Raw genomic sequence first — 22,916 nt, 5'->3', positions numbered from 1 at the left:
CTCCTTAAAAGTTTATTGCTCTCTAAGCGCGCGCATAGGGTCTGCATTAATAATACGCCATACTACCAAAATAATGGCAATAAAGACGATAGCAATCAATAAACTAGTAAATATTGTTAGTGCTTGCCAAGAAAATGCGGGTAACAAAGGAATGGCGCTTTGCAGTGCTAAATAAAGGCCACAAGCGAGGGTAATAGCAATAGCTAGTGCGCTCAGCAGTAAGCTATTAAAGCTTTTTAAAGTACGTTTCATAAGGTTGATTCGACTTGCTCCGGTTGCCATGCGTATAGCAAGTTCAAAGCGCTTCAATTCTGTAAAGCTCATCGCCATACCATTACTACCTACGGCTGCAAGTAGCAAAGTTAACAGAGACAATGCACTGATAAAATAAAACTGTACGCGCTGCGGCATTGTTTGTTCTGCCCAACGTTCATCAAGTGTGCGTGCATTTACTTCAATAACTTGTGGGTGAGCATATTGAATAGCTTGCATAATGGCATTTTTATCAAAGCGTTGCTCAGGCGGCAGTTGCATAGCAAGCGTGATCCCAAAACTAGGGGAATCATGCGAGTAGCTGTAAAGCATAGTCGGGTAACCCTGATCTTTAGCCATCATGGTGTAATTGTCTGCGATTACTCCAATAACTTGACGGTTAGAGACTTTTTTACCTATTACCGATTCAATAGTGCCATCTGTGGATAATTGCTTAGCAAAGGTTTCGTTGATTAATGCCACGGGTTCTAAATTTTGATATTGCGTTTGACTCATATTTTGCCCTGCCAGCAAGTTGAGCTTATAGGTCTGTAAATAATCAGGTGCAATATTAATCGTCATATAGGTAAAGCGCTCTTGTGTTTGCTCATCCTCAGTCATATTTATGACAGTATTAAAACTAAAGGGTTCGCCTTGGCTTTGTAGTGAGATGATACCAGGCTGCACTTGTAAAACGGCCTGTTCAAGTAGGTTTTTAATTTCGAGCGCCCCTTGATAGCGTTGTTTTGTTTTTTGCTCTGCGGCCTCAGGGTCTTGCGCTACTTGTTCCTCAATCTCTGCAGTATTTAACACAGGGTCATCGTTATTTTGTAGGATTACATTAGCTATTAATGTATTGCCTGGCTCAAAACCTAAGTTAATATTTAGCTCATCGTAGGCAGTATTTGCCAGCATCGCGGTGCCCGTTAAAATAACAGCAGCCGAGCTTAATTGGGCAATAAATAACACTTGGCTAAGACGGGTCACTTTGCCTGCGTTGACACCCTTATTACCGTTATTGAGGTTGCTAATTAGTTGTGCTTCATCGAACTGACGGGTTGATAGAAATGCAAAAAATAAATTGATAATCAGCACAATTGCAACCGCAACAGCAATAGTTATTGCATCAATTTGCACCAGTTCAAGCATCGCGATATTACCGCCACTGATGATAGGTAATAATCTGATCAGCCAAGCGGCACCTAACAAACCTAATACTGCGGCGAGTAAAAAAGTACTTAAGTTTTCTAAGAAACTCATTACTAATAACTTGTTGCGTGAGGCGCCCATACACAGTTGCGTAGCAAATTCTTGTTCGCGTTGTTGATAATGAGCAATAAATAGGTTCAGTAGGTTGAGGCTTGCCATCACAAGTAAGATGACCACCGTCGCTAATAAAAACAACAGCATGGTTTGCTGATCTGCCATTAGATTATCGCGATATAATGTTGCCGAGCTTTCTGGGTTCATGCTCTCAAACATTTGTTTCATAGGGCCAAGTTGATCACCTTGGTCAAGGTAATACTGCTGCCAAAAACTCTCCATATCATCGGCCGTAAATGCACGTTCGGTTTGGCGAAAGAGGGGCAGCAGGCTGCCGTTGATAGACATTTGTGTCGGCATTGCTGCTTTTTCGGCTAAATCATAATAACGCCACACTTGCTGAGCATATTTCTCATCGTTATCGGAATTAAATGATGAAAAGTCACTGACCACTCCGCGAATTTGCACCGATGTGGCGTCTATTTGTAATGTTTGACCTATTGCGTTTACGCTTTTTTGGAATGCGCTTTGCCATAAACTCTCAGAGATCCACACAGAATTTTGTGTATTGACGTTGTTTGGTTGCTCACCGAGTAGCAGGGTTCCTCCGACCATGGTCATAAAGTTATGACTGGCATCAAAACGTGAGACCGGGTAATTCGTCTCATGTACTTTTACTGAACCTTCGTCAGCTTGGTATGCAGCAAACTGGCCGTATCCTTTGTATTGCTCGGCTAATAGTGCAATGCGTTTAGTGGTAAACATAGAAACACGCATATCTTCTGAAACCGCCATGGTACGGTTAATAACATACAGGTTTTTTTCGTCTTTTATGTCAGGTAAAGGCTTAAATATAAGGTGGCTACTCATAGCGACAACGGCAAGTACCGCGGCCAATGTTAAGCTTAGTGTAAGTAAAATGGGCAGGGAAAGGCGTGGCAATGTAAATAGCCGTAAAATACCGTGGCGCAGTGCGCGAAGATAAAAACTCATGCGACAGCCTCCTGATGTTCAACCAATACTTTACCATCGAATAAACGAATCTGGCGCTGCGCCATTTGGCTGTAACGTTCATCATGCGTCACCATAACAACGGTGGCACCTTGCTTGTTTAAATCAAGCAATAGTTGCATGACAGCATCGCCGTTTTGGCTATCTAAGTTACCGGTTGGTTCATCTACTAGCAGTAAATCAGGGTTACCTACTAAAGCGCGCGCGATTGCAACGCGTTGCTGTTGTCCACCAGATAACTGGTTTGGTTTATGATCTAAGCGTGCACTCATGTTTACCGCAGCTAGCTGTTTCTCCACTGCAGTTTTTATTTCTTTGCTAGATGTGCCGCGGTGCTCCAATGGCAATGCCACGTTCTCAAATACAGTTAGGCTATCAATTAAATTAAATGACTGAAATACATAGCCAATATGCTTGTTACGTACGCTGGATCGTTGATCGATTTTAAGACTCTGTGTATCAATATTAGCTAATTGATAATGGCCATCAGTTGGCGTATCTAGCAGGCCTAAAATACTGAGTAGGGTAGATTTTCCGCAACCTGATGCGCCAGAAATAGCGATGAATTCACCTTTATTTATCGTTAGAGATACATCTTGCAAGGCATGCGTTTTAACTTGGCCTTTACTGTAAACTTTATTGATATTGTTAATTGTTACGAGTGCAGTCATGGGATTTTCCTTAAAGTTTTGAAGTATCTAAAGCCAAGTGGCTGTAATTATGCCATTGGCTTAAATCATTTGTGATAATTTTTTCACCAGCAATAGCCCCTGTGGTAATTAACAGTTCAGAGCCTGTTAATTCGCCAAAGGTGATTTGCTGTTGTTGTAGTTGTGGTTGGTTTGGGATTTGTTTATAGAGTTGTTGTGCGCCAAGTGGTTTTAAACCGGGTTGCTGGCTCACATATAATGCATTCTCTTTGCGTTCAACGAATACCAATGCATTAACCGGTTGTGCTGGGCGTAGGTTTAAAGGTAATGGCTCGCTCAAATGTACTTCAGCAACAATAAAGCCATTGTCGACTACAGATGCTAGCTGTTTAACTGTGCCTTTTAGAGTGCCATTAGGATGCTTTAATTCAACAGCAGCACCAAGCTGGATACGCTCAGCAATACGTTGTGGGATATTCAGTCTTGCCATTAATTGTGTTTTTGAACCAACGCGCGCCATTGCTTGCCCTTGGCTTACCCGCTCTCCAAGTTCAATATTTAAGCGTTGCAGAGTACCTGCAATCCCTGCGGTGATAGTTAATGCCGCAACTTTGTTGTTGACTAAATCGACTTGTTTTTTTTGCTGTGTTAATAAAATTTTCTGTTGCTCAAGTTCTAGCTTGTGCATTTCTTTTTGTTTTTCAAAGCGGTAATTAGCAAACTCTAATCGCTTTTTTAGCTGGTTATGTTTAAGAGTCGCGCGTTCTAAATCAATTTTGGCCGCAATGCCTTGATCTGATAGGCGCTGGTTTACGTCAACATCTAACTTAGCCCCTTGTATTTGACTATCAATATCAGCCAATTCGGCTTGGAAGGTGAGTTGCTCGTTTTGTTTTTGAAATTTAAAGGCCGCAAATTCAGAGTTCATGCGTTCAAGCTTTGCTTGTGCTTCAAATTGTTGCTGTTCTAGATCTGGGTTTGTGAGCTTGGCAATGATTGTGTCGGCTTCAACATCAGCGCCAGCGCGCAGGTAAATTTCACTGACTTGGCCTGTCGCGGGCGCACTGATCAAGCGCTCATAGCGTGAAGCGTATTGACCATACACTGGCGTCATAATATCAATATCGCCTTGCTGTACAGTAACTACATTGAGCGTGTTAGCGTTAAGCTGGGGTGTGGTAGGTTTAATAGTGAAATAGCCAACACATATGACAACCACAAGCGCTGCCATAATTAGCACAATTTTAAATCTGTTTGGTTTAGTTTTTTGGTCAATATTGATATTCATTATCTACTCATCATCTTGGTTGATACTGTAGTTAATGAAAGTTTAATGCCAAAGTTTAATTTGTTTAAATTTCAACGGTTTGTCTGTTTTTGTGGTGTTTTTTAGTAAATGTGTGTTCGATATCGAACACGGGGCTGTTCGGTTTTGAAAACAAAAAAGCCGCACTTGAAGTGCGGCTTAATATTACTGCATAGTGTTTTATGCTTCGAGCGCTTTGCTAATTAAACGGTCGATATACTGCTTATGTGCTTTAGTTGCTGTATCAGCACCCCATGGCGTGCTGCTATCTGCAATTTGTGTCAGCTGATAAAGTGCTGCGGTTTTTGCTAAGTTGTCGTGCTTACTTGCTTTACCCAGACCCGCAATTGCAATTAGCTGATTTACATATTGAATTTGTAAGTTGTGGCTAATTGAGTTTGCTTCTTTACTGTCAACAAAAATACTTGCTGTTAAATCGCCCATAAACTGATTTAAGCTATATTCATTACCGTACAGTGCGGTGTCTGAAATACGCTGCATAACAGCTGGATGTAATAGTTGTGCAAGTACAGACTTTTGCATTCCTAAAATCATTTTATGTGGTTTTGGATCTTCGTTTTTACCGTAATGATTAAAACCACGGCGTTGCTGCTGCATATAGTTATAAAGCGGTTTCATGCTACTTAGCACATCTGGAGCAAATACATTTTTCGCTAAAATTTGCATCGCTTGTTGTTGGCGTTCAAGGGGAACTGGTGTAAATGGTTTTACATTGTCATTACCACCAACTACAGCACGCTCAACGTAAACTCCACCAATTTGGCGCGAGATAACGTTTGCTTGCGTTCTGTACTGACCGAATAGACTGTTTGCAGAGATTAAGAGTTGCTGATGAGATTCACCTTCAACGCGCGCTGTGTCTTTTAATTCAGAGAACAGTTTGTTGATCAGCGCCATTCTGTCTGCGCCGTAAGCCGCTGGGTTTGATGACATATCACCAATCATTACGCGCGGGTCAATATGACGACCTGGTGCACGCATGTCATCAGCGTCATTACCAAAAGCAAGTTCATGCTCTGTTGAGCGGGCAAGAATCTGCTCTAAGCGTTTTTGCTCGGCTGCCTCATCTGTAAGTGCTGCGCTATAACCAAACTCAATAGCCCAATCATCATATGGACCCGGTTTAGTTTGGAAAATATCACCTTGTTGCATGCCAATTGGAGCTATATTTGCTGGTGCGTAATCCATGACAGAGCCTGTGACAATGCCTTGGGTTTTTGTTTTGTCATGTACTTCTTTTTCGTCCCACAAGATAGATGATTTCATATTGTGGTTTAAACCTAGAGTATGACCGACTTCGTGCAGTACTAACTGAGTTAAACCTTGGCGTAAGATTTCTTTATCTTCAATGCTCGCGCCCGTTGAAAGGCTATTGGCCAACATCATATTTTGTTGAATTTCGTGTCCTAAAGAACAGTTTAATTCGTCAGTGCTTACAGGGTTGTTGGTGTGGCTCATAGTACCTTGGGTAAACAGCGTGTCATAAATCCAGCGGTTTTTCATAAATACAAACTCAAGCATGATATCTGAGCCAAGTATTTCACCGGTTAATGGGTTGGCAAGTGCTGGGCCGTAACCGCCAAATGGAGGTTTAGGTGAAGATGTCCAACGTAAAACGTTGTAGTTAATATCGCCAGCATCCCAGTCTGCATCATCAGGTTGAATTTTTACTTCGATGGCGTTTTTAAACCCTGCTTTTTCAAATGAACTATTCCACGCTAGAGTCGCTTCTTTAATAGTGTCGCGCCATTCAATTGGCGTAGTGTTCTCAATCCACCAAGTAATTGGTTTAACTGGCTCCGATAGTGCCGCGCTAGGGTCTTTCTTTTGCAAGTCCCAACGTTTAATTACATCTTCATAAGGGGCCCAGTCTGGCGAAGTCATTTGGTCAAACTGATTGGTGAAATAACCAATACGTGCATCATCAATGCGCGGTTGATAGTTGTTTTCTGGTAAAGCAACAAATGAGTGTTGTACTTTTACCGACACATTACGCGGATCACTAACTGCGCTTGAACCGCGAACGCTAGGGTTGGCGTTTTCAAATACATAATCTACCACAATATCAAGGTTATTTGCGTATGGGCGCTGTTTAATAATACGCGATTTTTTATCGCTCAATTTACCCACTTTAAAACGCTTTTTAGCATTTTTGTCGTTCGGGTTTGGCCATGGTGATACTTTGTGCAGTGCTTCACTTAAAAATAGTTTCTCTACTTTAAATGCAATTTTGTCTGCTTCGTGTTTTTCAATTTTGATACTTGCAAGCACGGCTTCGCTGATATTGGCATCGGCTGCTTTAGCAATGGCGCTGTTTTCATCAAACTGGTAGCGTGGAGTTTTGCTGATGATATCAATACGGTCAAAGTACTTTCTAAACTCAATTAGCTTAGTTTCACGGTACGCGCCACGAAAATGCCCTGCATCGGTTACACCATCAACAGTATGCGCAAAATACACAAAAGGCGTATCAAGTTGAGACTCGTTGATAACCATTAAATGATCACCGGTTTTTTCGTCTTGATACAGGCTAAAAATACCTGCAAATTCAGTTTTGCCTTTAATTAATTCAGCAATCGTTTTGTCTTTTTTATCATCTTTTTTGTCTGCAGCTAATGCGTGGCCGCTGGTCGCTAAAGCTAAACTTAATGCTAGCGTAAGGGTGGTTAATTTCATTTTCTGCTCTTTTTCGGCTTGTTAAAATCATCTGAATTGTACCGAACTTAGTCATATAAAAAACATATCTAAGATGAAAGAGAGATTTTTAGAGTTATCTGCTTGAATTTTATAAACTGTTTTTTGTATCAAAATATAACAAGCGACTAATATAAGTGAGTGGGTTTTGTAACAGTTACTTACAAATGTCACGTTAATGTTTCATCTAGCTCTGTTATTATGGTCTCAGTAAAAAATTAAGGAGATTAATTATGCGAACAACGTTACTTAAAGGGATCCTTCCTTTTGTGATTCTGGGCTTTGGTGTCGCTGGATTCATGGCAATTAATGCCATTGCACAAGAGCCGGAGAGCAAAGAGATTGTAGACACGCGCCCTACGGTAGAGGTTGAGCCTGTATCTGCTAATAACCACCAAGTAGTTATTAATAGTTATGGTGAGGTTAAGCCGCTGGAAAGTACACGTTTATCTGCGCAAGTGTCAGGTGAAGTGGTGAGTTGGCATCCTAATTTTGTTGCCGGTGGTATTGTGGCACGCGGTGAAACCTTGTTTACCATTGAAAAAGACAATTATGAAGCCGCATTACTACAAGCTGAGGCTGAATTGGCACAAGCGCAAGCACAATTAATTGAAGAACAAGCACAGGCTAAAGTAGCAGAAGATGAAGCGAAGCGTTTTCCAAATAAAGAGCGAACAGCGCTTTTTTTACGTGAGCCGCAAGTGCTTAGTGCGCAAGCATCTGTTAAGTCTGCTCAAGCACGTTTAAAGCGCGCACAACGAGATTTAGATAACTGTGAAGTAACCGCGCCTTACGATGCATTAGTAGTGAGCCGAGAAATTGGTGTTGGTCAGTATATCAATATGGGTTCTCAAGTGGCTGAGCTAAATAACATTGAATCAGCAGAGGTTATTATTCCAATTGCTGGCTTTGACAGCGTGTTTTTACCTGAGCGTGTAAAAGGCGTTAAAGCGACCGTGATAAAGTCTGGTCTACATGGCTTTAGTCGCGAAGCGCAAATCGACCGCGATTTAGGGATTGTTGATACAGCAACACGTATGAGTAGCTTGGTTGTTCGCATTAATGACCCATATGGATTAGCTAACAAGCACCCAGCGATTAAATTTGGCACGTATGTACAAGTTAATTTTGCAGGCGCCATGCTTGAAAATATTTATCGTTTACCACAAGAATTAGTTAACAACCAAACAGTCTGGATCGTGAACGCTGAGCAGCAGCTTGAGGCACGCAAAGTAAAGGTTGTGCGTGAAGAGGGCGAATATTTTTACATCAGTGATGGCTTAGAAGCCGACGATAGGCTAGTTGTGACGTTACCTGAGTACCCGCAAAAAGGGATGGCGGTAAAAATTGCAGGTATGCCTGACGTTAAACAAAATGAGGCACTTCAAAGTGCTGACACAGAAAAGCTTTAATAGGGTGACTGCGTTATGAATAACACTGAACTACCCAGCTCTGAGCAGCCACAAGCTGCTCCAAAACACGAAAAGCAAACGGGTATCATAGCCTACTTTGCTAATAACTCAGTTGCAGCTAACCTGATGATGTTTTTTATTATCATCATGGGTGTTATTAGCTTCTTCACTATGCAACGTCAGATGTTTCCAAACGTTGAAATTAATTACATTTCTATTAATGCTAATTATCCAGGGGCATCGCCTCAGGAGATGGAAGAAAGCATTTTAATTAAGATTGAAGAGTCTCTAAAAGACATTACTGAAATAAAGAAAGGGGTGTATCGCTCATTTCGTAACGGCGGTAGTGCCCAGTTAGAAATTAATACCGACGCTGAATTAAGTGAAGTGCTTGATAAAGTGAAGCTACGTGTTGATGGTATTGCGACTTTTCCAGCAGGTATGGAACCGGTCACCATAAGTCAAATTGAGTTTCGCCAAGATGTTATTGGTATGACACTGGTTGCTGATCTGCCGCTAAGCGAGCTTAAACCGATTGCTAATCGCATTGAAGATGAACTATTGCAGCTATCGAATGTATCGCTGGTGGTGAATGATGTGCCATTGGATGAAATTGCAATCGAAATCGAACCTGACACTTTGCGCCAATACAACCTCACGCTCAATGATGTTGCTGCTGCAATTCGTCGTTACTCTGCAAACTTTTCAGCGGGCCAGTTAAAAACCGATGCTGGTGTTATTTCTGTTCGCGTTGAGAACCAGTTTTACTCTGGCGAAGAGTTTCGTCAAATCCCTGTAAAAATAGGTAATAATGGTGCGAAGGTGCTGCTGCAAGATATTGCGGTCATTAAGGACCAGTTTACGGAAGGTGAACGTTACTTTAAGTTTAACGGTGAGAATGCGGTTTATTTATCTGTAAAAGCAACAGAAGATCAAAACATGATCCCCGTTGCAGAATCAGTGAAAGCTTTTATTGAGCAAAAAAATAAAGACCTGCCATTAGGTGTACGTTTAGTCCCATTAATGGACATGACTTACTACCTCAATGCCCGTTTAGATATGATGTTATCAAACCTTTTACAAGGTGCGGTTTTGGTGGCAATCATGTTATCAATATTCTTGCGTTTTAAATTAGCATTATGGGTGATGATTGGTCTTCCAGTGTGCTTTTTAGGTGCGATGATGATGATGCCGTTGTTTGGTGTCACCATTAATATTATTTCATTATTTGCGTTTATTATGGTGCTAGGGATTGTGGTGGACGACGCCATTGTCATCGGTGAAAGTGCCTACACCGAAATTGAGAAAAAAGGCGGCGGTGTCGTCAACGTAGTCAATGGTGCTAAACGCGTTGCAACACCTGCGACATTTGGCGTACTAACAACCATTGCAGTATTTGCACCCTTCACACTATCAAGCGGCCCTGAAAGTGCCTTCTTTTATGGAATCGCTGTTATCGTAATCTTGTGCTTAATCTTTAGCTTGATTGAATCTAAACTTATATTACCGGCACATATTGCGCATACCCACTTTTCGCCTATTAATCCAAATGGATGGCGTGCTCGTTTTAATAATCGTTTTTTTGGCTTTGTTAACGGGCCATATAAGCGTTTTGTAAAACGCTGTGTGGAATGGCGCTGGGCAGTATTGTTCTCGTTCATTGCGTTGCTTATTGTGACTTTTGGACTGATTTCATCAAACCAGGTTCGTACGGTGCCAACACCAAAAGTACCACATGATTTCCCACAAATTAATTTGGAAATGAATGATAACGCATCTGATATTCAGACCATTAACGCGATCCGTGAAATTGAAGCTATGGTGCTTGATGTTGATAAACAAACAGAGCGCGAATTTGGTCAAAAAATAGTGCGTGATTTATTGGTCTTTAATCAAGGCCGTACAGAGGCACAATTATTAGCTCCGCTTGTTGAGGAAGACTTACGCCCATACAATGCATTTGAGCTGTCACGTCGCTGGCGTGAGGCAATGCCTAATATTGCAGGTGTTAAGTCGCTGACTATTCAAGATGATGTGAATGGCGGGGGCGGCAATGGTGAGTTTGGTTACTTACTCTTTGGTTCTGATATTGATACGTTAAATGACGCGGGTCGCCGCTTTATTCAGCTACTGCAACAGCAAGAAGGGTTGTTTGATATTAGTTCGACGATTGACCCTGCAAGCAAAGAAGTACAAATGAGCTTAAAGCCAGTTGCGTATGATTTGGGCTTAGATTTAGCGTCTATAGCAAACCAAGTGGGTGCCAGCTTTTATGGTGGTGAAGCGCAGCGTGTTATTCGTGGTGGCGAAGAAGTACGTGTAATGGTGCGTTATCCTAAATTAACGCGTGAAGCATTTTCGTCACTTAAACATGCAGTAGTAACGACGCCTCAAGGTAAAGAGGTATTACTCGGTGATGTGGTTGAGTTAACTGAAAAACCGGGTATTAGCTATATTCGCCGTGAAGGTGGCTACCGTACCGTTTATGTCTATGGCAGCATCGATGAAGAAGTCATTGAGCCGGGTGAAGTAGTTAAGCAGGTTAAAGACAACTTGCTACCTCAACTTAAGGAAGAGTACCCAAGCGTCAAGTCTGAGCTTGGTGGTGCTATTGAGGAGCAGCAAGCGCAAGCCAACGAACAAATCATGTTTTTCATTGGTGGTATGTTCTTGGTATATATTTTACTTGCTGTACCGTTAAAGAGTTACTCACAGCCGTTAATTGTTATGTCGGTTATTCCGTTTAGTCTAACGGGGGCTATTTGGGGCCATTACTGGTTTGGTTTAGATATCAGTTTAATGTCAGGCTTTGGTTTAATCGCTGCAGCTGGGGTTGTGATCAATGACTCTCTGGTAATGACTGACTTTGTTAACCAAGCACGCCGTGGTGGAATAAGCGTGAAAGAAGCGGTTATTGAAGCAGGCTGTGCCCGCTTTAGGCCTATACTGCTAACTTCAATTACGACATTTGCCGGTGTTTTACCTATAATGTTTGAAACCAGCTTACAAGCGAAGTTTGTTATTCCAATGGCGGTTGCACTTGGTTTTGCCGTAATGTTCGCAACGCTGATCACTTTATTATTAGTACCGTGCTTGTACATTATATTAAGTGATATTCGCGGGTTCTTTCGCGGTATATTTAATAAAATTAAAGGTCTATTTCAGCGTAAAAAACAACTCGCTTAAGTACTCTTTAACAGCAAATAAATAGCCAGTGCATTTTGTACTGGCTTTTTTGTTTCTATCAGTTTTAAGTGTTGGTTTTTATATACCCAAACCACCTCAAGATGCAGAGTTTAGCGTTTCATAGGGGCTCAATATCAAGGTGTTACTTTGCAACAATGGGAGCCCCTTTTAAGAAATAACAACGATGAGAGTTAATCCTAACTAAAACCCACACCTTAAGATGGCTTGGGTGTAGTTGATTACATTCTTTTGTTTGATATTTATATAGTGTGGCACTATAATCCAACTGGTTTTGGCAAACTAGTCGAAAGGTTAGGACGCAAAGTTTCCGGTCTAAGGTTTTAAACTAAGATAGCGGGGCTGCTACACATGGTTTATCGTCTCATTGTGTACCTGCGTTCTTAAAAAGTGTTTCTTTTGCCCTTTAAATGTTAGATAGTACCTATTAAGTGTTATTAAGGTGTCGCTTTGTTTATGCATTCGTCATTGACCTGTGGAGAGTGGTCGACAATAGGTTGCTTAAATCATCATACCCGATTATTTGTGGGTGATATGGTGACGGTAACTTTTTATGACGCGCAAGGAGAGCTAGTCGATTTATCATTTGATTATAAGATTACCAGCAGTGAGCAAGGTGAGCCGCAGAGCTGGCCGCGATATATAGCTGAACATATCAACATGTATATTCCACTTGTGGAAGCGGGCAAAATGACAGAGCATGGTTTGGTTGTTGCTTATCGTTCTAATCAAATTTATGCCCTTAAAGGATCGGGAATTATAAATGCAGAGCTGACCTTTCACTGTATAGCTCAATGCGACAACATAAAGAAAGATGAACCTGCGTATGACTATGTTTATCCAAACAAATGCTGCGATTACAATGCAGGCGTTAAAGTTTTACAGCCCAAAACAGGGTTGATCTACAGATGCAAACCTTGGCCGTTCGACCAGTTTTGTAAGGTAAAAGAAGAAAGTAATCCACTTTATGAACCTGGCGTAGGTCAAAGTTGGGGTTTAGCATGGCAACAAGTGTCGTGCAATTAAACAGTTCCCTCTGATGCTATTTAGCATTTTTATGCCCACTCATTTGAGTGGGCTTTTTTATGCGTATTTAAAAAATATGGTAAACTGAGCTTAACAAAAACTTTTACTGGCTCAGCTGTGTCTCAACAAAATATATCATTATCTGCCCTTTCTAAAGCGCCACGTGCGCGCAAACAACCACACGCTTTAACAACACATAATAAAACCCGTGTTGATGATTATTATTGGATGCGTGACGATAATAGAGAAAATAGTGAAATATTAGCGCATTTAAAAGCAGAGAATGATTATTGCGACAACCAACTTGCACCTACAAAGCCGCTTCAAACACAGTTGTTTGAAGAATTAAAAGGGCGAATAGTAAAAGACGATAATAGTTTTCCTGTTAAAGATGGCCAATTTTGGTATCACGCAGAAGTGCGTGGCGATGATGAATATGCCCGCCATTACCGCAGTCGCGATATTACTATGCAAGATAAGCAACTCTTACTTGATGTTAATAGTCTTGCGCAAGGTATTGAGTTTTATGAGCTTGGAGAGGTAGCAGTGAGCCCTAATGAGCAGCTACTTGCTTACTCAGAAGATACTGAAGGGCGCCGTATTTATGCGATTAAATTGAAATCCATAGATGAAGATTCGTTATTGGATGATGTGTTAGAGAACACAGAAGGTCAGGTTGTTTGGGCAAACGATAATAAAACCCTGTTTTACGTTAAAAAAGATCTTAAAACATTACTAGGTTTTCAGGTGTTTCGCCATGTATTAGGCACACCACAAGCTGACGATGTATTAGTTTATGAAGAACATGACAGTAGCTTTTTTATGGGGCTTGGCAAAAGTCGCGATGAAAGTTTAATTATTATTGATTTAGCATCCACAGAAACAAATGATACTTGGGTACTGGATGCGAATCAGCCTCTTGGTGAATTTAGACAGCTTATGCCGCGTGAAGAAGGTCATGAATTTGATATTGATAAACTCGGTGACACCTTTTATATCGTAAGTAATTGGCAGGCTAAAAACTTTCGTTTGATGACAGCTAGCACCGCTACTGTATCGGATAAAGCATTATGGCAAGAACACACGGCTCATCGTGACAACGTGTTATTAGAAGGTGTTGAAATATTTGATGAGTTTTTAGTTCTCACAGAACGAGAGCTGGGGCAAACACGCTTTATTGTTGTAAATAACTTACAACAACGTATGGCGTTAGCGTTTGACGATCCTTGTTATTACGCCGCAATCGCAACTAATCCTGAGAGTAACTCTAAAACAGCACGTATTTATTACTCAAGCTTAACTACACCGGGTTCACTGTATGAAGTTAATCTAGCAAGTGGTGAAAAAACACTATTAAAACAGCAGCGTGTGCTGGGCGATTTTGAAGCTGAAAACTACGCATCAGAGCGGGTAATGGTCGCAGCGCGAGACGGTGACAGCGTGCCTGTTTCGTTAGTGTACCGTAAAGACACCTTTAAGAAAGACGGCACGAATCCATTATTTCAGTATGGCTATGGCGCCTACGGTATAACAATTGATCCTAGCTTTTCGAGCGCCTCTTTAAGCTTATTAGATCGTGGGTTTGTATACGCAATAGCACATGTCCGCGGCAGTGAAATGTTAGGCCGTCATTGGTATGAACAAGGCAAAAAGCAGTATAAACAAAATAGTTTTAATGACTTTATTGATGTAACAACAGCATTGGTTGAGCAAGGCTATGGCGCAAAAGATAAAGTATTTGCCTCGGGTGGTAGTGCTGGTGGGTTATTGATGGGAGCAGTTATTAATCAAGCACCAGAATTATACTTGGGGGTGGGTTGTCATGTGCCATTTTTAGATGTACTAACGACCATGCTCGATGAATCAATTCCACTTACTACAAATGAGTACGATGAGTGGGGCAACCCGAATGACCCAGAGTATTACGATGTTATTGCTGACTATTCCCCTTATGATAATATCAAAGCACAAGAATATCCGCACATACTTGTGACAACAGGTTTACACGACTCTCAAGTGCAATATTGGGAGCCTATGAAATGGGTCGCAAAGATGCGTGAATATAAAATTGACGATCGCGTTTTAATCTTTAAAACAGATATGGATGCAGGCCATGGTGGAGCATCGGGAAGATTTAAAAGCTTAGAAGAAAAAGCATTAGAGATGGCATTCTTCTTAAGCTTGGCAGATTGATCTGACGTTAGGTTTTAGTGTCAGTGGAGGTAATAAATGTTTAAAGTGCATGGAAACTGGCAGTACTCGATAGAACCACCCGTTATTTATATAAAATTGATCGGCTGTTTTAATCGTGAAGGAGTCATGGCATTTGCAACAGAAGTTCAAGCTGAACTAGCTGCATTTGCACCTAATACTATTGAATTTGCCGCTATAAATTTAGCTGATTTTGAACTAGCCACTGCAGATAGCCTCGCAGTGGCTAAAGAATATTTTCATGCTGTGAAAAGTCGTGGATACAAGCGTGTAGATTATATACAACCAAGCTTAATAGCTAAAAATCTGCTTGAACATATTTGGCGTGGTAGTGATATGAGCGTGCACTTTTACCCAACATTACAAAGCTATATTGAGCAATACCCAGAATTTAATTGCGCAAACAAGTGGCTTTAAATAACTAAGCCCTCAATAGAGGGCTTGGTTTTTAATCTAAATAGGCTTTTAGCATCCAAACAAGCTTTTCTTGCTCTGTGATATAGTCGCCCATTAATGAAGCTGTGCCTTCATCGCCAGCATCGCCCGCTTTTGCAAGAATATCGCGCTGCATTTTTATCAGAGTGCTGTAACCGGCTAACAAGTTTTCGACTGCGGTAACGCCATCACTGATCCCTTTCGCTTCTTTGATTTCACTAATCTTTAAATAATCAGAAAATGCATGCAGTGGTGCTCCATCAAGCGTTAAAATACGCTCTGCAATTTCATCTACTTTTAAAAGAAGTAGGTTATAAATTTCTTCAAACTTAAGGTGTAATTCAAAGAAGTTACGTCCTTTAATATTCCAGTGAAATCCACGAGCGTTCATATACTGGATCTGATAACTACTTAGCAAGGTGTTAAGTGCTTTTACGATATCTTCACTTTTTGCACTGTTAAGGCCAATTGCATTTACCTGTGACATGATCTCTCCTTAAATGGATTATTAACGTATTCGCTGTTGTTAAGACTGAGTATTAGTCATTTTTAGTAATCTGTAGAATGGTTAAAATCAATCATGATGATAGCTTAAATCTATCAAAATAAAATTTTAAGCACTCGAACTAAATATGGGAGCGATTTAGATAAAAACGACCCCAAATATCTAAAACATAAAAAATTGATTAAATATAATCCAGTAATATGATCTAAAACAAACTTACTAAGGGCTAGCGAGGAAGCAGAGCCCGAACTTGATTTAGGTCAAAAACTGAGTTTTTTGTGGGCGCATAATCAACCTAGTTAAACAATTAGGAGATGACTCATGCAGGCTAAAACACAAAAAGAAAGTAAAATGGAATTGGTGGTAATTGGTATCGCACTGGTTGCATTTGTAGTGGGGTTAGTAGGACACCTAGCAGGCGCAAGCTTCGCAAATTTTGACACCTTTGGTTATATTGCAGCACCAACGCCCTTAATATTGGCAATCATTGCATTTATTGCTTATAAAGTGGCTGCAAGTGCAGAGCACTAAACAAGTAAGCCAACAATATAGTTCATTACCTGGCGTGAGTAGATCATAGCGGTGTGACTTAAGTGAAACACTTTATGCTCTGCCATGCCATTTAGTTTGGTTTCGTCTAACAAAACGGTGCCATCAGACTGACTGCCTTTTGCTATTAATGGCATCAAGCCCAAGGGTAAATCACCCGCTATGCTGTAAAGCTTGGCTTTAAAAGGCCAATCCCCATTTTTAGACAACAGAAACTCTACGCTGTTTTTCAAAAATACTTCAAAACCCTTTTGCTGCATTTGATGCGCAATATGGCTGCCTTTATGCGGCGTGCCTAATGTAATTACTTTCGTAACATTTTCACTCTGTGAAGAATCTGCTTCAAGGTAGGCCCTTGCAACTAAACCACCCATAGAATGGCATACCAGCGCAGTTTCTTTATCACTAATAAAAGCATCTATTTGATTAAAAATAGTCTCACGATCTGGAGTAAGCGTATTATAGGATAAGTTCAGTATACTCAATCCTTCTTTCTCAAGGCGAGAACACAGTGGGCGCATAACAAAGCCAGACATATATAAGCCATGTAACACTACTACTTGTTGAATTGCCATACGCCCTCTTAATTTATGTAATCTATCACTACATTAATTGTACTGGTTTTACTTCAATGTTAACTGAATCAGAGCTCACCCACACATCACCATCTTGAATCGTGATGGTTAGCGATATATTACGATCGACTAGTGCTGCAAGTGCTTGAGTTGCGGCAAAGTCTAAACTATAAATGCTTAAATTTTTAAAATCATACAACTTAGGTTGATGTTTTTGCCACCAAATAGCTTGGTTATTTTCACCGTAAGTATACAGCACTACCTTTTTCGATTTATTACAGGCTTTTTTAAGGCGTTTTTCATCGGGTAAACCAAGCTCAATCCACAGCTCAATTTCTTCGCTGTAGTTTTTATGCCACACTTCAGGCTCATCGTCAGCCGATAGCCCCTTGGTAAACTCAAGCCCATCACATGCATTAAGAGCATAAGCAAGTAAACGAACCATCAATCGTTGGTCATTTTCAGACGGGTGCTGTGCCAGAGTTAAATTAAAGTCTTGGTAAAGGTGGCGATCCATATCGCTTAGCGATAATTGCGCCTTAATAATCGTCGATTTAAGGGCCATAATAGTTTATTTGAAAAAATTTTCGCCAGTATAGCGCAATTAACCGCTGAGCCAGTTAAAATAGCGCTAATTTATACGTAGGAGTTTAAAAATGGCTATCCAGTGGTTCCCTGGGCATATGAACAAAGCCCGTAATGAAATTAAAGAAATCATGCCACAGATGGATGTGATCATTGAAGTGCTAGATGCGCGCATTCCTTACAGTAGTGAAAACCCGATGGTGACGATCCTTCGCGAAGGCAAGCCGGTCATCAAAATTTTGAATAAAGCGGACTTAGCCGACCCTAAAATGACCCAAGCGTGGAAAGAGTACTTTGAACAAGAAAGTGCAGTTAAAGCGATTGCATTCGGTAATGATAAAGCAGGGCAAGTGCATACTATTAATGAGTTGTGTAGAAAGCTGGTACCGCACAAGGTTGGCGCTGATAAGCAAATTAAAGCCATGATCATGGGTATCCCGAATGTGGGCAAGTCTACGCTTATTAATACCTTAGCAGGTCGTATAGTAGCAAAAACGGGTAATGAGCCTGCAGTGACGAAAGCGCAGCAACGTATTAAGCTTGATGATGGCATTATGCTTTACGATACACCAGGTATGCTATGGCCGAAGGTAGAAAATGAGAACTCAGGTTTTCGTCTTGGTGCTACCGGAGCTATTCGTGATACGGCGCTTGATTATGAAGAAGTGGCCAGTTACACCGCTGAGTACTTATTACATGCCTACCCAGAACTATTAAAAGCACGCTATAAAATTGATGAGTTACCACAAAGTGATTGGGAATTTGTTGAAATGGCGGGCAAAAAGCGTGGTTGTATTCGCGGTGGCAACCAAATCGATACCTATAAAATGTCTGAAATCCTTATCAATGAATTACGTGATGGCATAATCGGTCGAATTACCATGGAAACACCAGCCATGCGTGAAGATGAGGAAGTGATGGTTGCTGAACTTCGTGCTGCTGCTGAAGCTAAAAAAGCCGCTAAAGAAGAAGAGAAAAAACAGCGCCGAGCAAGAGCGCGTAAAAATCGTCGTTAGTTTTTATGACTTAGCTTATTTCAGTACATAAATTATACGTATAAAAAAAGCCCGTAAGGGCTTTTTTAGTGTCATATCAACCGTCACCGATATGAGCAATGTAGCAAGTAAAATGTAGGGCGATTACCCATTATTATCATCAAGGGGCGTTGCTGCTAATAACAGGTAATCATAGCTTTAACGTGGGCTACACGTTGTTTCAGGGTCGAGAAACAAATTCAGTTTATTCCTTACAAGTCGTAGTGCTTTACCGTCTTGTTGATATTGATTATCAGTTAGATTAATTTGTGTGTCAACAGCTAGTTGAAAATAATTCTCATTTATTTGTATGAATTTCAGACATAAAAAAAGCCCGTAAGGGCTTTTTTAGTTTCATATCTACCGTCACCGATATGAGCAATGTAGCAAGTAAAATAGTAGGGCGGTTAAATGTTATCAACATCAAGGGGCGTTGTTGCTAATAACAGATAACCATAGCTTTAACGTGGGCTTCACGTTGTTTCAGGGTCGAGAAACAAATTCAGTTTATTCAGTACAAGCCGTAGTGCTTTATCGTCTTGTTGATATTGATTATCAATTAGATTTAATCCACTGTCAATACTCATTTGAAAATAATTCTCATTTACTTTTTGTGCTTCTTAAAGGTACATGTAAAACAGCTGTTTAGCACTAAAGTTAGTGCTGATTTTTTTATCTAAAACACCTATGCTGGTTAAATAATAATTAAAATAGCCGGTTTTATGTTTTCTATTTGGTCAATAAGTCTGCTTGCCGTTGTGTATTTAGGCATTTTGTTTGCGGTTGCTGGGTGGGCCGATAAGCGTAAAGTTTTACCGTTCAAAGGCTTAACATATGGGCTATCGTTAGGTGTTTATTGTACCTCTTGGGCATTTTTTGGTACTACAGCACAAGCGGCAAACAATGGCTGGTGGCTGGCGCCCACCTATGCAGGTACTATTTTATTGTTTATTTTTGGTTGGCAAATTTATTGTCGTATTGCGCATATCTGTCGTCAGCAAAAATTGACCTCAATGGCTGATTTTATTGCTACCCGTTATGGTCAATCGTCAAGCTTATCAGGTTTGATCTCGCTGATTTCAGTTATTGCAATTGTGCCTTATATTTCATTACAGCTTAGTGCGACCGCGCAAAGTATTAACTTACTCACTGCTCGAGCTGTATCACAAAGTCATCAAGTTTGGGCTGATAGTACCTTTTATATCACCTTGTTATTAGCGCTATTTGCTATTTTGTTTGGTGCAAGAAGATTAAGACCCAGTGAGCATAACCCAGGCCTTATTGCCAGTATTGCATTTGAATCAGTGGTTAAGTTGTTGGCGTTTATTATTGTAGGCTTGTATGTGTGTTTTGCACTATTTGATAGTCCTGTGGCATTGTTTAATAAAGCCACTGAACTCAATATAGATAAGCATGTTGCTGCAACGCAAAGCCCAACCTATGTCTATATTGCACATACTGTATTGGGTGTATTGGCGACGCTGTGTTTACCACGGCAATTTCATATGAGTTTTATCGAAAATAATAACAATAAGGAGCTTGCCACCGCTCGTTGGTTATTCCCTATTTATTTATTACTGATAAACCTATTTATACTGCCGATTGCTTATGCTGGGCTTATTTACTTTCAAGGAAGTGATGTAGGTTACGATACATTTGTACTGGCATTACCTATGTCGGCAGATAATCCCTTTATTGCACTATTGGCGTTTTTAGGAGGCTTTTCTGCGGCAACCAGTATGGTGATTGTATCGGCCATTGTGCTCTCAGTGATGATCACCAATGATTTTATTAATCAGTTTATATTGCGCCGTTCACAGCTTACTTCTGGTAGCCGCGGGTTAGATAAAAACAACTTACTCCATGCCCGAAAAATTGTCATCGTGTTGATATTACTGCTTAGTTATTTTACTCATCGGGTGTTAGGCGAGACCAATACATTGGCGAATATAGGCTTAATGTCGTTTACGCTTGTGGCACAGTTTGCTCCTGCAATGATCATCGGATTATGGTGGCGACAAGCCTCATGTAAAGGTGCGCAACTAGGCATTTTAAGTGGCTTTGTTATTTGGGGTTACACATTATTGTTACCTAATTTAGCGAGCGGTTTAGGCGGTGATCACAACTGGTTAGTTAATGGCCCCTGGCAGGTTGCTTGGTTGGCGCCAACAGATCTATTTTCCCTTGGGCTGGAGAGTATTAGCCAAGCGTTAATTTTATCATTGGGTGCCAACTGCTTAGTTTATTTTTTAGTCCCCCTGTTTAGTCAAGCCACGTTAGCTGAGCGCTTGCAAAGTAATAAGTTTATTAACCAAGTTACTGATTCACGGTTGAATACAGCCTTGCAACCACTTAGCTACCACGATTTAGGCGCGTTACTGCAGCGCTTTGCTGAGAAAGATGCCAGTCAAACTTTAGTGAGTGACTATTTCCCTGCGGATAAAAGTAAGTGGAAGCACCCAGCCAATGTTGAGCTTGAGTTATTGATAGAGCGAGAGATGTCGGCAGTAATTGGTGGTGCATCTGCGCGATTAATTTTAGATGTAGCCAAAAATGAGCAGCGTCAACCGCTTGAGCAAGTAGCTGAATTTGTTGATGAGGCAACACAGGTTTTAAAGTTTAATCGTGATTTATTACAATCCACCATTGAAAACATCCAACAAGGTATTAGTGTGGTCGACAGTGAGCTGCGTTTGGTAGCATGGAATCAAGGTTATAAACAGATGTTTGCCTACCCAGATGACGCGCTTTATATTGGTCGGCCAGTGGCTGATATTATTCGCTTTAATGCTGAACGAGGCTTATTTAGTAGTGAAAATATTAATAATGAAGTTGAGAAACGGCTGGCATATTTAAAGCAAGGTAGTGCTTATAAATATCAGCGCTCCCACAATGATGGCCGTGTGTTTGAAATGCAAGGTAACCCTTTGCCGGGCGGGGGCTTTGCAACCACGTATACAGATATTACTGAATTTGTTAAACAGCAAAAAGCACTCACCGAAGCCAATGTCAGTCTTGAAGAAAAAGTAGCGGCGCGCACCACCGCATTAACGCAAGCAAATCATGAACTATCACAAGCCAAGCAAATCGCAGAGCAAGCGACTGTGAGTAAAACACGCTTTTTTGCTGCTGCAAGTCACGACTTACTGCAACCGTTTAATGCCGCTAGTTTATTTTGCTCACTGATGAATGAAAAAGCGCAAAATACTGAGCTTAAAGAATTAGCACTTAATATTAAAAACTCACTGGGAAGTGCTGAAGAGCTGTTATCCAGTATCTTAGAATTAACCAAGCTAGACTCGGGCTCGTTTAAAGTGCAAATCAGTGAATTTTTAGCTAGTAGCTTAATTGAACCACTACGCAATGACTATGCCGCCCTTGCTAAAGATAAAGGGTTGAGCTTTATTATTGAAACCTGTGATGTCCGTTTAACAACAGATAAAGCCTTGCTACGTCGAGTTCTTCGTAATTTACTGAGTAATGCAATTCGTTATACTGACCAAGGTGAAGTGCGGTTGAAAATGCAACTTCATGACGAGCATGTTTCGTTCATTGTTGAAGATACGGGTATTGGCATTGCAACGGCTGATCAGCAAACTATTTATCAAGAGTTTAAACAATTAGGCGCTAAGCATAACGCTGAAGGATTAGGTTTGGGTTTAGCCATTACTAAGCGTATTTGTGATTTACTTAATATCCCCCTAGTTATGGGCTCAGAGCTGGGCAAAGGCACGCAATTCACCTTAACTTTGCCTTGCAAAATAAACCATACCCATGATGCCGTTAGTAATAGCGAGCAAAGCCAAGAAACACAGTTAGGCCGATTACGAATTTGGTTAGTTGATAACGACAGTAATGTGCTCGAAGCACTTAAACAGTTACTTGAAAACTGGGGCTGCGAAATAGCCACTGCTACAAACTTAGCACAGCTTGAGCAATTAAAAGCGGCTCACGATTTACCGCAACTACTGATAGTTGATTATCAGCTAGATGATGGTGTGACTGGCCTTGACGTTATTGAGCAGGCAGGCCTTGATGCACTACCTGCGATAGTCAACACCGCTAATCATGATGAGGGTATTCGTGAGCGGGTGCTAGATGCAGGCTACCCGCTGCTCTATAAACCACTCAAAGCGCCCGCCTTAAAACGGATGATAAAACGGCTAACATAGCGTTAGCCGTA

The 22,916-nt window shown here is 40.9% G+C and carries 15 protein-coding genes and 1 riboswitch; of the genes, 8 read left to right on the top strand and 7 right to left on the bottom strand.

The window, feature by feature from the left end:
• Nucleotides 1-12 precede the first annotated feature (12 nt).
• From ACHUE3_RS15635 to ACHUE3_RS15620, 4 genes are all read right to left on the bottom strand, one after another.
• Nucleotides 13-2,508: an ABC transporter permease gene (locus ACHUE3_RS15635; RefSeq protein WP_394193290.1), complete on the bottom strand. Its 2,496-nt coding sequence runs from the start codon at nt 2,506-2,508 to the stop codon at nt 13-15.
• Nucleotides 2,505-3,197, bottom strand: coding sequence for an ABC transporter ATP-binding protein (locus ACHUE3_RS15630; protein WP_394193289.1), 693 nt, complete (start codon nt 3,195-3,197; stop codon nt 2,505-2,507). Before ACHUE3_RS15630 ends, ACHUE3_RS15635 begins: the two co-directional genes overlap by 4 nt.
• 10 nt (nt 3,198-3,207) lie before the next feature.
• On the bottom strand, nt 3,208-4,464 hold the full coding sequence (locus tag ACHUE3_RS15625; RefSeq protein WP_394193288.1) for an HlyD family secretion protein: 1,257 nt from the start codon (nt 4,462-4,464) through the stop codon (nt 3,208-3,210).
• A gap of 198 nt (nt 4,465-4,662) precedes the next feature.
• Nucleotides 4,663-7,179 (bottom strand): zinc-dependent metalloprotease, encoded by a 2,517-nt coding sequence (locus ACHUE3_RS15620; protein ID WP_394193287.1) that lies wholly within the window; start codon nt 7,177-7,179, stop codon nt 4,663-4,665.
• 251 nt (nt 7,180-7,430) lie between these two features.
• On the opposite strand from ACHUE3_RS15620, the gene ACHUE3_RS15615 reads away from it, so the two are divergent.
• The 5 genes from ACHUE3_RS15615 to ACHUE3_RS15595 all read left to right on the top strand — a co-directional run bounded on the left by ACHUE3_RS15615 (nt 7,431) and on the right by ACHUE3_RS15595 (nt 15,467).
• The gene (locus ACHUE3_RS15615) at nt 7,431-8,609 is read left to right on the top strand and encodes an efflux RND transporter periplasmic adaptor subunit (RefSeq protein WP_394193286.1); all 1,179 of its coding nucleotides are present in this window, start codon (nt 7,431-7,433) and stop codon (nt 8,607-8,609) included.
• A 15-nt stretch (nt 8,610-8,624) separates the two neighbouring features.
• Nucleotides 8,625-11,795: an efflux RND transporter permease subunit gene (locus ACHUE3_RS15610; RefSeq protein WP_394193285.1), complete on the top strand. Its 3,171-nt coding sequence runs from the start codon at nt 8,625-8,627 to the stop codon at nt 11,793-11,795.
• 284 nt (nt 11,796-12,079) lie between these two features.
• Nucleotides 12,080-12,163: riboswitch (cyclic di-GMP riboswitch) on the top strand.
• Between the two features lie 106 nt (nt 12,164-12,269).
• The gene (locus ACHUE3_RS15605) at nt 12,270-12,839 is read left to right on the top strand and encodes a chitin-binding protein (protein WP_394193284.1); all 570 of its coding nucleotides are present in this window, start codon (nt 12,270-12,272) and stop codon (nt 12,837-12,839) included.
• 117 nt (nt 12,840-12,956) lie between these two features.
• Nucleotides 12,957-15,032 (top strand): S9 family peptidase, encoded by a 2,076-nt coding sequence (locus ACHUE3_RS15600; protein ID WP_394193283.1) that lies wholly within the window; start codon nt 12,957-12,959, stop codon nt 15,030-15,032.
• A 36-nt stretch (nt 15,033-15,068) separates the two neighbouring features.
• Nucleotides 15,069-15,467, top strand: coding sequence for a hypothetical protein (locus ACHUE3_RS15595; protein WP_394193282.1), 399 nt, complete (start codon nt 15,069-15,071; stop codon nt 15,465-15,467).
• Between the two features lie 31 nt (nt 15,468-15,498).
• On the opposite strand, the gene ACHUE3_RS15590 is transcribed toward ACHUE3_RS15595, so the two are convergent.
• Complete coding sequence (locus tag ACHUE3_RS15590; RefSeq protein WP_394193281.1) at nt 15,499-15,972, bottom strand: Dps family protein; 474 nt, start codon at nt 15,970-15,972, stop codon at nt 15,499-15,501.
• A 339-nt stretch (nt 15,973-16,311) separates the two neighbouring features.
• Between ACHUE3_RS15590 and ACHUE3_RS15585 the strand changes: the two genes are divergently transcribed.
• Complete coding sequence (locus ACHUE3_RS15585; RefSeq protein WP_394193280.1) at nt 16,312-16,521, top strand: hypothetical protein; 210 nt, start codon at nt 16,312-16,314, stop codon at nt 16,519-16,521.
• On the opposite strand, the gene ACHUE3_RS15580 is transcribed toward ACHUE3_RS15585, so the two are convergent.
• Together ACHUE3_RS15580 and ACHUE3_RS15575 are read right to left on the bottom strand one after the other, a co-directional pair.
• Complete coding sequence (locus tag ACHUE3_RS15580) at nt 16,518-17,114, bottom strand: lipase family alpha/beta hydrolase (RefSeq protein WP_394193279.1); 597 nt, start codon at nt 17,112-17,114, stop codon at nt 16,518-16,520. The genes ACHUE3_RS15585 and ACHUE3_RS15580 overlap by 4 nt on opposite strands.
• A gap of 28 nt (nt 17,115-17,142) precedes the next feature.
• On the bottom strand, nt 17,143-17,679 hold the full coding sequence (locus ACHUE3_RS15575; RefSeq protein ID WP_058561055.1) for a YaeQ family protein: 537 nt from the start codon (nt 17,677-17,679) through the stop codon (nt 17,143-17,145).
• A gap of 91 nt (nt 17,680-17,770) precedes the next feature.
• On the opposite strand from ACHUE3_RS15575, the gene ylqF reads away from it, so the two are divergent.
• Nucleotides 17,771-18,715 (top strand): ribosome biogenesis GTPase YlqF, encoded by a 945-nt coding sequence (gene ylqF, locus ACHUE3_RS15570; RefSeq protein WP_394193278.1) that lies wholly within the window; start codon nt 17,771-17,773, stop codon nt 18,713-18,715.
• A 740-nt stretch (nt 18,716-19,455) separates the two neighbouring features.
• Entirely contained in the window at nt 19,456-22,905 is a 3,450-nt protein-coding gene (locus ACHUE3_RS15565; protein WP_394193277.1) for a PAS domain-containing hybrid sensor histidine kinase/response regulator, read from the top strand.
• Nucleotides 22,906-22,916: the final 11 nt, after the last annotated feature.

This window comes from Pseudoalteromonas atlantica, assembly GCF_043641955.1.
Taxonomy (GTDB): Bacteria; Pseudomonadota; Gammaproteobacteria; order Enterobacterales; family Alteromonadaceae; genus Pseudoalteromonas; species Pseudoalteromonas atlantica_A.
This window is presented reverse-complemented; position numbering and strand designations above follow the sequence as displayed.

Coding starts and splice junctions, on each gene's coding strand:
- ACHUE3_RS15620 (WP_394193287.1), bottom strand. CDS start 7,179: ATGAAATTAACCACCCTTACGCTAGCATTAAGTTTAGCTTTAGCGACC.
- ACHUE3_RS15635 (WP_394193290.1), bottom strand. CDS start 2,508: ATGAGTTTTTATCTTCGCGCACTGCGCCACGGTATTTTACGGCTATTT.
- ACHUE3_RS15615 (WP_394193286.1), top strand. CDS start 7,431: ATGCGAACAACGTTACTTAAAGGGATCCTTCCTTTTGTGATTCTGGGC.
- ACHUE3_RS15585 (WP_394193280.1), top strand. CDS start 16,312: ATGCAGGCTAAAACACAAAAAGAAAGTAAAATGGAATTGGTGGTAATT.
- ACHUE3_RS15575 (WP_058561055.1), bottom strand. CDS start 17,679: ATGGCCCTTAAATCGACGATTATTAAGGCGCAATTATCGCTAAGCGAT.
- ACHUE3_RS15595 (WP_394193282.1), top strand. CDS start 15,069: ATGTTTAAAGTGCATGGAAACTGGCAGTACTCGATAGAACCACCCGTT.
- ylqF (WP_394193278.1), top strand. CDS start 17,771: ATGGCTATCCAGTGGTTCCCTGGGCATATGAACAAAGCCCGTAATGAA.
- ACHUE3_RS15605 (WP_394193284.1), top strand. CDS start 12,270: ATGCATTCGTCATTGACCTGTGGAGAGTGGTCGACAATAGGTTGCTTA.
- ACHUE3_RS15630 (WP_394193289.1), bottom strand. CDS start 3,197: ATGACTGCACTCGTAACAATTAACAATATCAATAAAGTTTACAGTAAA.
- ACHUE3_RS15580 (WP_394193279.1), bottom strand. CDS start 17,114: ATGGCAATTCAACAAGTAGTAGTGTTACATGGCTTATATATGTCTGGC.
- ACHUE3_RS15625 (WP_394193288.1), bottom strand. CDS start 4,464: ATGAATATCAATATTGACCAAAAAACTAAACCAAACAGATTTAAAATT.
- ACHUE3_RS15565 (WP_394193277.1), top strand. CDS start 19,456: ATGTTTTCTATTTGGTCAATAAGTCTGCTTGCCGTTGTGTATTTAGGC.
- ACHUE3_RS15590 (WP_394193281.1), bottom strand. CDS start 15,972: ATGTCACAGGTAAATGCAATTGGCCTTAACAGTGCAAAAAGTGAAGAT.
- ACHUE3_RS15610 (WP_394193285.1), top strand. CDS start 8,625: ATGAATAACACTGAACTACCCAGCTCTGAGCAGCCACAAGCTGCTCCA.